Below are 11,923 nucleotides of genomic sequence, written 5' to 3'. Positions count from 1 at the left end.
CGTCAGCGTTAATTGATTATCTTCATTGTAGGAAAGACCTTAGTTCGAAAACAGTCTACAAAAGAGTAGACATTGTTTCATCACATTATAACAATCCCCGCTGCTCAGCAATTTGCACAGCATGCGTACGACTACTCGCACCCAGCTTTGCGAACACTCGGCGAATGTGTGTATTAACAGTGCCAGGTGAGATACCAAACTCGGCAGCAATCTGTTTGCTGGTAAGGCCCTCAGCGATATAACCGAATATTTTTTGCTCCATCGGGCTTAGACCCACTTCCTTCGTATCCGGGTTTGCCTCCCCTACATAGGAGAGGCCCCTTGCCCGTTTGTCTCTTGCGAATGCCGATAATAATCGCTTCACATAAGCCATTTTCACACCTTGATCCTGTATCGCCTTCGTACGGAGAAGATACAGATATTGCTGCAGCAGTCGCTTCATCTGCTCACCTTCAGCAACGAATGAACGGATATATCCTTCCGGTCCCCCCAGCACCAGAGCACGCGATAAAGCTGCAACACTAGCATCGGAGATGCCTTGTTTTTGCAGCATGATTGACTCCAGCAGAGCACACTCTACCTGTTCAGTTAGCCAGTCACGCTCTTCAGTTTGCTTGCGAATTCGTCTCAGTTCCTCTCGCGCAAGATCATACTGCTCAAGGACGATCATCGCACGTATACGGACCATGGCATGGAAGATCTGATCACAGCTGGTCTCAGCGGCCATACGATCTTCGCCTACTGCCTTAACCAGAATGGTTTGGGCCGATTCCACAGGACTCATTTCAAGTAAAATTCGGTGTTGATGTGCTTCCAGTGCTGGCTGCCAGTAATCCATATCCTTCACAGATAATAAACCCGTAACCTGTTGAAGCAGCTTCATACCTTCCTCCGGTCTGCCCAGTGTAAGTTCAAGTCTGGCCTTGAGTATATACGCAGGAACGAGCAGCGCAGCTACCTTGATCTGTAAAGCCACTTCAAGCGCTCGGTCCGCATAACATACCGCTTCTGGTAATCGATCCTGTTCCATTAAAATTTCACCATATCCGACACCATAGTACGACGTTACATAGGCATGTTCAGCATACCAACGTTCTGTAATCTTAGCGAAGCAAGCTTCCCCACGCCTCAAGTAGCCATTCACGCCATGAAAGCTGCGTAGACGCATGCTTTCTCTCCGATCATAGTCCATATACTGAAAGGCAATATCGTCGGGATATCCCTGATCAATGTAGGACACCAAATAATGAGCCAGCCCCTCCAAATCTCTGTTCAGATATGCCATGTAGGCTCGCATCACACAAACGACTTGCAACAAATACCCGATAATCTCAGGTTCAAGCTGACCTTGCAGTTGCACCCGGATGACGTGTTCCAGTTCATCAAGCTGCTTCACCATCTGTCCATAAGGCATTTCACGCGCAACAAGAAACAGGTAGGACATATATAATTTTGGACGTGCCTTCACAATTTCCAGTGGCAAAACATCGAAGTACCGCCGGAGCGTCCACCACTCTCCCATAATAAAATGGGCAAACAACTCTTCCAACAGTCTGGCTGCATCCTGCATATGCTGTCCGAGAATATAATGATCCAGCGCTTCAGCGGGGTATCCTTGCTGCTCATACCAATGTGCAGCAAGGACATGCAATTCATTCACCTGATCTGTGCCATACCGGGCCAGTTCACGCTTTAGGAATGCAGAGAACAAATGATGATAACGATACCAGTTCGCTTCCCGATCAAGCGGAATAAGGAAGAGATGTTCCTTCTCCAGCTGCCTTAACAATTGTGGAGCTTCCTGCATACCACTTAATACCTGGCATAGACCGCTGTTCATTCTTCTCGTGATCGCTGTTCGAAGCAGAAACCGCTGCATTTCCGGTGACTGACGCTGAAACACCTCTTCCAGCAGATACTCCGAAATCGATCTCTGCCCCGTCTGTCCTTGAACTTCATGAGTCAGAGAAGACGATATCTCATGTATTGGGCCGACCAACGAGTTTGCACCCAATGCGTGAGATAAAGCAAGCAGCTTCAATCCGGCAGCCCAGCCTTCTGTCTGTTGTACCCAGCCACGCGCATCCCCCCCGGCAATATCCAATTGCATAATTTCCTGGCAAAATTCAATACCTTCTTCTGCCGTAAACGCCAGTTCCTGAAGCGTTAATTGCTTCAATTCCCCTCGCAGACGCAGCTTCTCAAGCTTGAAGGGAGGATAGGTGCGACTTGACAGTATCAGATGAATAGAGCGGGGAAGATTTTCAATAAAGTACTGCATCTGCTCATGAATCTCGGGCCGGGTTACTGCATGATAGTCATCCAGAATGAGCAGTGTATGTTGACTGGTCAAAGCAACGCGGTTCAATAATAATATTAATGCTGAACTTGGATCTATCGGGTACCGTTGCAAAAAGTGTGGCAGGACTTCTCCACAGAGCCCCTCTCTCACTCGATCCAGTGCATGAATAATGTAAAGCCAAAACTGAAGCGGGTCCTGATCTTTATCATCCAGGCAGACACATGCCGCATGTACTGCTTCACTTCTCACCCAGCTGCCAAGAAGTGTTGATTTTCCTGAACCCGCCGGGGCAGTCAACAAGGTAACTTTGGTTTGGAACAATTCTTCGAGATGCACATTGAGCCTTGGACGATCCATTGTATCCGCTGGCAAGGGTGGCAGTTCCAGTTTGGTTGTTAAAATCATAAATTGAAGCCAGTCCCCGTGGAGACCAGTATTATGTTCCTGTTGCATTGAGATCCTCCTGAATCAGCACCATGGTGCCTGTTTTCCGATTCATTGTATGTACATTCAGATACACTAAGTATACTAGGAACCCCGGCTATGCCCCACACATTTTTGAACAGAAGTAACGACAAAGAAACCCTGCATAATAATGCAGGGTTAACAATTGTATTGAGGACCATGATTCCCTTGACTCTTCCTATCTTCCGTTGTGAAGCAACTTATAGTTCACCACGATATAGTTCAATCCCGATAACAACGTAACTCCTGCCGCCAGCCATAATAAAATCATATCCATCCGCACATCAGTCAGCAAACTAAACGAAGCATTATTCAATAACACAGTGATGATAGCTGCCACCTGGAGCACCATTTTAATCTTGCCATATCGATCAGCAGCCAGAGCAATTCCCTGTTCAGTAGCAATCATACGCAGCGCTGTGATGACAATTTCACGTCCAATAATGATCACAGCAATCCATGAACCGATCAGATTCTCCTGAACCATCATGATCAGAGCAACCGAAATCAACAGTTTATCTGCCAGTGGATCAAGCAATTTTCCCAGATTGGTGATTTGATTATATTTTCTCGCCACATACCCATCCAGCTTATCCGTACCTGCAGCTATTGCAAAAATAATAACTCCTATCACCAAACCATGCTGATCCAAAAAACGAATAAACTCACTCGACTCCTGTATCCAAGACGGAAACGGGATAAAGCACAACATAAACAATGGAATCAATACCATTCTCGCCAGGGTGATTTTGTTAGCCAGGTTCATGGAAACCCTCCCTCTTTTTCACTCCATATGTTGTGATTTCTCCACCCTCGTGCCATCCTCCTTTTTTTCACAAAAGGCTTAGACTATTACTGCTTCAAATATGATGGAAAAAACGTGTGAGCAGCTTTATCTTTCAGACTTCACAGGAAGAATCTCAACCGAACAAGCAATCGGATTGGAGTCCTCCAGTTGAGATTTCAATTGAAGATGCGGAAGCTAAGATTCCGTTTGAATTGAAACAGCCGTCCGTTCCTTTCCAAGTTGATCAAAAAACAGCAAGAGTTTTAGATACCAATGGTACATTTGATGCTGTGGAAATCACGTATGAAAATACCGATGAAGGATTGACCTTGATTCTCATGATGACAAACTCAAAGGCTGATACGCCTCCAAATGGAAAAAAAGGACTACAATTAGCTAACGGTTCGCAGACGTGGGACCAAGGAGACGAACATGTTAACGCCATTTATTGGAGAAATGAGGGTTTAACTTACTCTCTTGTTTCAGGGAAAAATAATAATCTTGAACCGTTATACGATCACCAAACATTAATTGAAATAGCAAATACAATAAAATGATTTGGATAAGCAACACGATTTAACATTAGCCTTCACAAAAAAAGAAAGAGCAAACTGTACTTCACACAGTTACCCTTTCTTAATGTAATCCTCTGTTCCTTACTATCTGATCTACAATGATTCTTTAATCACACGTTTGTAATACAATACGGACAAAAGGCCGAAGATTGAATACAACAACGTATACACAATCATAACGATTACCGTAGGTGTGACCAGTTCTGTACCAAAGAAGAACCAGCCTGATTTCACGGCAAAATAACTATGGCTCAGTCCCACAACAAGTGGAATGCCGAAATTAAACAACTGCTTGAACTGAATCCCACGTAACAGATTGCCTTGAGTAAAACCAAGTTTTCGCAGAATCGTATAGTTCGATTTCTCCTCTTCGCTCTCATTCATTTGTTTGAAATAGAGGATGCACCCGGATGTAATCAGAAAGGTCAGACCCAAGAAACCAACAATGAACATGATTAAGCCCATAGTGGTACGCTGGTTATTTCTGAATTCGATCTGAGAGAAACTTGGGGCCTCTAATTGCAATTCTGCAAAAATGGCATATGCATTCTCGTCCTGCCCTGGATCTGTAATTTGCACACCGTAATAATCTGTTGCTCCCTCTTTTTGAAGTTTCGGATCAAGATCCTGCGCAAGCTCCGCATAAACCGATTCATCCACAACGGCCACGGGCGTGCCCAGGGTATAGTACACGGGAAGCACGCCCTGTTTTGTGGTTCCGATTAGCTGCTGATCAATCGCTTGCTTCAACCCGTGCAGAACAACGGGACCTTCATCCCGAATGGAAAAGAATTGCTGAATCACATTGCCATATCCCATGAAAATAACTTCGCCTGGTTTCAGATCAATGTTCTCCACCATGCTGTCACTTAACACACTGCTGAACAATCGATCCTCCGAAAGGGAATCATTCATCACCTTGGTTGCATCAATTTCAATATACAAAGGTTGTCTGTGCTTTTCTTCATATGGAATTTGTTTGTGATCCAACTCCGCTACAAAACGATTTTTCACATCAACTTGGGCAAATGAAAAATCTTCCGGCAAGCTTTCCTTGGCTTGCGCCTCTGCCGAATAATAGGAAATGTAACTGAGCGACAACATACCTATGGCGAGTGCCGATACGGTAGTAATAATGGTCAGCAGCAAGGCATTCGACTTCATGCGAAACATGATGGAGGATAACGACAATACCTCGTTAATGGAGAGGTAGCCTTTTTTGCTTTTGCGAATCATATTAAAAATAAAACTGACGGAACCTTTATAGAATAGATATGTCCCCAAAATAACCGAGAACAAAATCAAAATCATGGTGTACATTAACTGCTGCATATCCAATTTCTCAACGCTGAACAGCCGTGCAGACAGGATGTAACCGAACACAATCAAAGCAATACCCAAGATGCCCATCAGAATCTGCCCTACAGATAACTTTTTCACCTTCTGCTCTGTTGTAGAAGACACCCGAAAGAGTGATAGAATACTCTGTGCTCGGATAAATGTGTAATTCATCAGCATGACAAGCAGATACATGACGGCAAAGACAATCAGCGTTTGTACTAGTGCCATCGGTGAGAAGTATAGCTTCGTGATCACATCAACGCCAATAATTTTGAACAAAATCATCAATATCAGCTTGGAACCCAGAAACCCGATTAGAATACCGATTACCATAGAACCAAAGTAGAGAATGCAATTTTCCGCACTCAAAATGCCAAATATTCTCCCCTTCGTCAGTCCGATCAGCTGAAACAAACCGATCTCCTTACTGCGCCGCTTGATAAAGATCGTATTGGCATAGAGCAGAAAAATGCCCACAATGGCAATCAGTAACACGGAGGATGCGCCTATTGCAGCAGCTCCTTTCGTTGATTCAGCAACCTCATCCATGGAGGGATCATACTGCAATGTCACAAAGGAAAAATACAGCGCCACACTAAAAATCAGGGCAAAGACGTAAAGATAATAATTTTTCAGATTTTTTCTTAGATTGCGAAAGATGATATAGTTCAGGCTCATGGCTGCACACCACCCAACACGCCCTGAGTTTTGATAATGTCATTGAAGAAGGATTGCCTGGACTCATCTCCCTTATTTAATTGGGTGTAGATCTGACCGTCCCGGATGAAAATCACCCTGCTGCAATAACTTGCGGCAAACGGATCATGTGTAACCATAATAATCGTAGCCTGATGCTTCCTGTTCATATCACTTAATTTGCCAAGCAGGTCCGAAGCCGATTTGGAATCGAGTGCACCTGTTGGTTCGTCAGCGAAAATAATGCTCGGATCATGTACAAACGCACGCGCGGCCGACGTCCGCTGCTTTTGTCCACCCGAGATTTCAGACGGATACTTGTCTTTCAGCTCATATATGCCCAGCTCACGGGCGATTTGTTCGAACTTCAGGTGTGCTTCATGCTTCGGAATACTCGTAATCGAGAGCGGCAGCAATACATTTTCCTTCACCGTGAGGGTATCCAGCAGATTATAATCCTGAAAAATAAAGCCGAGATGAAATTTGCGGAATTCAGCAAACTGTTTCTCTTTCATGCCGGTGAACTCCTGACCCTCAATGTCAATCGTACCCTGACTTACCCGATCGATCGAAGAAAGAACATTCAGCAGCGTCGTTTTCCCCGAACCCGAGGGTCCCATAATGCCAACAAATTCGCCTTTACTTACCCCGAGATCAATCCCCTTGAGGACTTCCTGTTTATTTAATTTGTTGCCATAGACTTTATGAATTTTTTTGGCTTCCAGTATCCACATATCCCACTCACTCCTCTTTGGTATATCTCCATCATAGGCGGGATGCTCCAATTTATCGTGCGATTCACCGAACAAAACCAAAAAGCATGTGACAATGTTGTCACACGCCTGCTAGGTGGATCATGTCATTTTTTCTCGGGAAGGTTAGCTTGACGCTGGTGCCCTCTCCGGGAGCAGACTGTACCTGAATGTCTATACGAAGTGTTTGTGCCACCTGTCGGGTCAAATACAAACCCATCCCCGTTGCGTTTCCTTCCAGCCTGCCTTGGGTTGAAGTGAAGCCTTTATCAAAGATACGTGGTAAATCCTGCGCTTCGATCCCTCGTCCATAATCCTGAATGGTCAATAAAATGTGCCCATCCTGTTCCTTGCTTTCAATGACAATGTCAGAGGAATGGCTGTATTTCACCGCATTACTAAGCAGCTGCCGTATGATAAATCCTAACCATTTGCTGTCGGTCAGCACCTTGGTCACATGTAATGACACGTCGAAGCCAATCCGTTTGGATATGCACCATGACTTCAAAGCTCTAATCTCGCCGTTCAAAATCGGTTCAAGCTCTGTTTCTTCCAGAAACAAATCATTATGCATAAATGGAATACGCTTCTGGTGAAGCTGCTGATCAAGCAGTTGATGAATGCGCAGCCATTCATACGTCATTTGGCCCTGAAGCTTTTCATCCGGCATACGCTCAATCATGAGTTGCAGTGCGGTTAGCGGTGTCTTCACCTCGTGAATCCAGGCCAACATCTCATCCTTCTCCTGCTCCAGCAAAATAAAATGAGACGAGGACTCCTTCCGATAACGCTCGGTCTGGGAAGTCACGGCATCGTGCACAATCCGTTCATAAGGACTTTCCGCGATATCCAAATCCCCCGAATCATAGGTGTGATCCCAGGTGGTTAATCTTTTGTAGAAGAGGGTTTCTCTTGGATATCTCGCCCAGATAAACACAATGCATACCACTACATTCAGCGCAACGATGTACGCTACAGATTGGAATGGAATGGACTTGTCGATATAGGCTACAAATAAAAAGATGAGCTGTATGCTTATAAGCAACACTAGCCAGCTCAGCTTTTCCCGTATGTATTTTCCAATCATGTTTCCGCCTCTTCCGTTGCCATATAGCCCTGCCCCACCTTGGTTTCAATATAACCATCCAGATCCAGAGGCTCCAGCTTTTTGCGAAGACGATTGACGTTAACTGTCAGCGTGTTATCACTCACAAAATGTTCATGATCCCAGAGACTGCGAATCAGGTCTTCCCGGGTCACAATCTGATTTTTGTGCTCAACCAGCACTTTGAGAATGAACATCTCATTTTTGGTCAAAAGGACCGACTCATTGTCATGGGTAAGCGTATTTTTCACATATTCAATGGCAGCCCCACGCCATGTGCGCAGCTCAATCCGCTCTGTATTGTAGTTATATACCCTACGCAGGATTGCCTGGATCTTGGCTATCAGCACATCGAAATGGAAGGGCTTCTGGATAAAATCATCTGCGCCCAGATGCATCGACATGACCATATCCGTAGGATGATCCCGTGAGGACAAAAAGATAATCGGCACATTAGAATGAGCGCGGATCATACGACACCAATGAAATCCATCATACTGCGGAAGCTGAATATCAATAATGACCAGCTGTGGCTGAATGGCACTGTATTCCTGCAAGACTTTGCCAAAATCCTGCACGCCATACACGTCATATGACCACTGGGATAACCGTTCTTTGATTTCACTGAATAACGATTCATCGTCTTCAATGAGCATAATTTTAAACATATATCTTCACCACGTTTCTGTTCTTCTTGGGCATTGCCCGAAGCATATTGTTTGACAATCTACGGGGGACCGTTCCAGATTCGGATCGTTCTTCCGATCGCTGTTGTCCCCAAATTTCCTTTATTAAATTTATTAAATGTAGAAATTAGGAGACAAAGGCGAACGCTATCGCTTCTTCAGAATCAATTCCGTCTCTTCCACTCCTGCCGCTATTAATAGAACAATACAAAATATCGAGGCAAAGTAAAACCCATAATCTCTTATCAATTTAGATGAATCTAAACGTATATAACTGTTAATCTGTTATCCCTCCATAGTATAAAGAACCTTGCTTGGATCACTGATTTCTTCTATCCGTTCGATTAATTGCTTTGCGACATCTTGTGGTGATCTTAATTGGCCCGCTTCATAGACCTGACCGAATACCCCAGACAGTGCAAATTCCTCTGCACTTTTGCCCCTTGCCACAGCCTGTAGCTCCGTATCTACCATCCCTGGATCAAATGCAATCACTTCAACGGGATTGGGTTGCCCGGATTGTTCTATCGCTACACACTGGGTGAACATGTTTATTCCAGCTTTGGAGGTACAATAAGATGCCATTGAAGGTGCCGGATAACTGCCTGAACCGGACGATACATTGACAATTTTTCTCCGTGCGGTCAGATGGTTGGTATAATGTATAAAAGATGAAGTCAGAATCATGGGCGCCGCCAAACTGATCTCCAGCTGCTGGCTGATCTCCTCTGCGATGCACTGATCGATCGGCTTCAACGGCTCAAGTATGGCCGCATTGTTTATGAGCCCGATGAATTCAACTTCCTGCAGCGGAATATGCTCTAATAAGCTTGAGACAAGATCATCGATGCTATGGATATCCGCCAGATCAAACTGAACATGCTGGTAACGCTCGTAAGCTTCCTCCAAGTCAGACGTTCCGCGTGCAATCCCGTAGACGTGATCTCCCTTTTCCAATAACAGCTCCGCGAGCTGTTTGCCGATTCCTTTGGATGTACCTGTAATAATAAAATACCTTTGTCCCATATTCTACCCGCCTTTCTCTCGCTCTGTGCAATATTGGTTAAACGTCAAATCTATGACCTTATAAATCTACAACTACACGTTGGCTTTTCTCCACAATGTCACCCATAGGATGGGCAGGCCAAAACAATCTTCATCCTGATCCATCGCCTTCATCGGGCGCAACTCTACGCATTCAAATGGATCTTCCAGCAAATAGCGAAGCTTTTCCTCCGTAAAGGCCAGACCACCTTTCATCGACTTCTCACGGTATACCTCCCAATCGTCCATAACGCTCTCCGGTCCACCCTGACCGCCAAATCCTGGAGCAAAGCAGGTCATTCCAAAATATCCTCCAGGTTTAAGTCCGCTCTGAATCATCTGTATGTAGGGAATTCGCTGATGTGGCAGCAGATGGTGAAGACAGCCCGAATCATAAACCAGATCGTACTCTTCATGTGGCGTGAGTTCAAATACTGATTTGCATTGGAAATTCACTTCAAGCTTTTCCTCCGCTGCTCTTTCCTTGGCCCAGGCAATGGCTGCCTCCGAAAGATCATAAGCATCAACCTCGTCCTGGAAGTCGTTTTAATCATTTTTATTCAGGATTCAATTAGCTTAACTTCTTCGTTAGATAGAGCACCACATCGTCATCGATGATCGTTTCATCGCCCCATTTTAGATAACGATCATGCTTGTGAATGCCCTGTCCATCTGGTATATATCCACGACGGGCATACAGAATTTGAGCTTTGCCATAATCAGAAAACACCCCGACACCAATCCCGGCAGTATCGGTTCGCTCCCGAATAACTTCTTCTGCCCGGTCCATCAAAAGCGTTCCTATTCCTTGGCGCTGATATTTGATCAGCACATTGAAATCATTAATTTCCGGAATGCCCTGTTCCTTGAACGATGGGTAATACGAATTCCACAATACATTCACATAACCGGCAAAAGCTCCATTGAGCTCTGCTACCAAAGTCACCCGTACACCATTCTGCTGTTCTGCAAGATATTGAATGTACTGCTCTGCCGATTTCGCCCAACCCTGTTCCTGAAACGCCTGCGAAATTACGATCGGATCGCCTTCATTTAATAGTCTGATATGTATATTCATCGATGTAATCTCCTTAATATTATGAGATATTTAAATGTTATTTTCACAAAGAGTCAGATCCACAAAATGCTCGTGTGTCCCTTTGGCAGAATATATCCTCCATCGATGCAAAAAAGAATAAAACATGTCCCCAAAATTCATGCCCTCTGGCAATGTATCTACCATCTTCATTGCACTAATTTCTGAGTTGGGTTCCAGCGACAAAGCACGAAATTCCGTAATATTAGCATAATAGACCATGCCAAAACTTCCATTCATTTGATAGATTCCAAAGGGTTCTAACATGAACCTCAATGCTCCAGTCTCTTCGTACAGTTCTCTTTCTGCAGCCCTAAGAACTGACTCGCCATGTTCACGATTACCTCCTGGGAATTCCCAGCCTTGGCGTTTAAGGTTATGAATAATGACGTGTTTCTCCTGAAACTGAGTAACCATAATAACAAACTGAATCTCTTGCTCCAATTCGTGAAATTCACTTAAATCCAGCCACTGTTTCTCTATCATCGAAATCACACCTCACAGATCTCACAACTAAATTCCCAACCTGCTTCTGAGCGACGTGATATGGGCAACGTGGTGTCTTCCGTGCCATGCATATACGCCTAAATTATAATCCAGTCTTGTCGTTTCTTTGGATGCGGGATGATAAAAGGTTTTGGCATAGTCTGCATCTGTTAATGTGTTTAATAACGCTACCCAACGACGATGCAGCGCATCCAGGATTTGCAGAGAAAACTCGATATCCAGCTCCCGCGAATCACTCAGTTCAGCCCATCGTTCCTCGTAATATGGTCTTATCGTGGGGTTATCCTCCGTCAGTGCCAGCTTGAAACGAACCATGCAATTCATATGGCTGTCTGCCATATGGTGTATGACTTGTTTGAGCATCCAGCCGCCTTCCCGGTAGGGCAGCCTCAATTGTTCTTCACTCAATCCTTTGACTGCTTCGCGGGCGCGCTCCGGCAACTCCGCAATATCCTGAATCCACTGCTTCCGCTGCTCTAATGTAACCTCGCCTGTATGTTCAAATGTTCCAATCGGGTACCTCAAATCCATCGATCATTCCTCCTTGGTTAAATGTTTTAATATACA

General features: G+C 44.7%; 11 protein-coding genes and 1 pseudogene. 1 reads left to right on the top strand and 11 read right to left on the bottom strand.

Going from position 1 to position 11,923, the window contains the following annotated elements:
• Positions 1–85: 85 nt before the first annotated feature.
• Together MHB49_RS09395 and pgsA are read right to left on the bottom strand one after the other, a co-directional pair.
• The gene (locus MHB49_RS09395; protein WP_405155935.1) at positions 86–2,755 is read right to left on the bottom strand and encodes a LuxR C-terminal-related transcriptional regulator; all 2,670 of its coding nucleotides are present in this window, start codon (positions 2,753–2,755) and stop codon (positions 86–88) included.
• Between the two features lie 190 nt (positions 2,756–2,945).
• Positions 2,946–3,533, bottom strand: coding sequence for a CDP-diacylglycerol--glycerol-3-phosphate 3-phosphatidyltransferase (pgsA, locus tag MHB49_RS09390; protein WP_405155934.1), 588 nt, complete (start codon positions 3,531–3,533; stop codon positions 2,946–2,948).
• Positions 3,534–3,649: 116 nt separating this feature from the next.
• Between pgsA and MHB49_RS09385 the strand changes: the two genes are divergently transcribed.
• Complete coding sequence (locus MHB49_RS09385) at positions 3,650–4,111, top strand: hypothetical protein (RefSeq protein WP_405155933.1); 462 nt, start codon at positions 3,650–3,652, stop codon at positions 4,109–4,111.
• Positions 4,112–4,222: 111 nt separating this feature from the next.
• Here the strand turns inward: MHB49_RS09385 and MHB49_RS09380 are convergent, their stop codons facing one another.
• From MHB49_RS09380 to MHB49_RS09340, 9 genes and pseudogenes are all read right to left on the bottom strand, one after another.
• Positions 4,223–6,148 carry an FtsX-like permease family protein gene (locus MHB49_RS09380; protein WP_405155932.1) on the bottom strand — a complete coding sequence of 642 codons (1,926 nt, stop codon included), beginning with the start codon at positions 6,146–6,148 and terminating at the stop codon, positions 4,223–4,225.
• Positions 6,145–6,900 carry an ABC transporter ATP-binding protein gene (locus tag MHB49_RS09375; protein ID WP_405155931.1) on the bottom strand — a complete coding sequence of 252 codons (756 nt, stop codon included), beginning with the start codon at positions 6,898–6,900 and terminating at the stop codon, positions 6,145–6,147. Before MHB49_RS09375 ends, MHB49_RS09380 begins: the two co-directional genes overlap by 4 nt.
• Before the next feature lie 100 nt (positions 6,901–7,000).
• Positions 7,001–8,005, bottom strand: coding sequence for a sensor histidine kinase (locus MHB49_RS09370; RefSeq protein WP_405155930.1), 1,005 nt, complete (start codon positions 8,003–8,005; stop codon positions 7,001–7,003).
• On the bottom strand, positions 8,002–8,691 hold the full coding sequence (locus tag MHB49_RS09365) for a response regulator transcription factor (protein WP_405155929.1): 690 nt from the start codon (positions 8,689–8,691) through the stop codon (positions 8,002–8,004). Before MHB49_RS09365 ends, MHB49_RS09370 begins: the two co-directional genes overlap by 4 nt.
• A gap of 303 nt (positions 8,692–8,994) precedes the next feature.
• Positions 8,995–9,735 (bottom strand): SDR family NAD(P)-dependent oxidoreductase, encoded by a 741-nt coding sequence (locus tag MHB49_RS09360; RefSeq protein ID WP_405155928.1) that lies wholly within the window; start codon positions 9,733–9,735, stop codon positions 8,995–8,997.
• A 72-nt stretch (positions 9,736–9,807) separates the two neighbouring features.
• Positions 9,808–10,275: pseudogene (locus MHB49_RS09355) on the bottom strand (class I SAM-dependent methyltransferase); the annotation flags it as partial.
• 49 nt (positions 10,276–10,324) lie between these two features.
• Positions 10,325–10,831, bottom strand: coding sequence for a GNAT family N-acetyltransferase (locus tag MHB49_RS09350; RefSeq protein WP_405155927.1), 507 nt, complete (start codon positions 10,829–10,831; stop codon positions 10,325–10,327).
• 30 nt (positions 10,832–10,861) lie between these two features.
• On the bottom strand, positions 10,862–11,335 hold the full coding sequence (locus MHB49_RS09345) for an NUDIX domain-containing protein (protein WP_405155926.1): 474 nt from the start codon (positions 11,333–11,335) through the stop codon (positions 10,862–10,864).
• A 27-nt stretch (positions 11,336–11,362) separates the two neighbouring features.
• Entirely contained in the window at positions 11,363–11,887 is a 525-nt protein-coding gene (locus MHB49_RS09340) for a YfiT family bacillithiol transferase (protein WP_247901561.1), read from the bottom strand.
• Between the last annotated feature and the right edge of the window lie 36 nt (positions 11,888–11,923).

This window comes from Paenibacillus sp. FSL K6-0108, assembly GCF_045040695.1.
GTDB classification, from domain to species: domain Bacteria; phylum Bacillota; class Bacilli; order Paenibacillales; family Paenibacillaceae; genus Paenibacillus; species Paenibacillus pabuli_B.
Note: the sequence above shows the minus strand (reverse complement) of the source record. Positions and strands in the feature narration are given on the sequence as shown.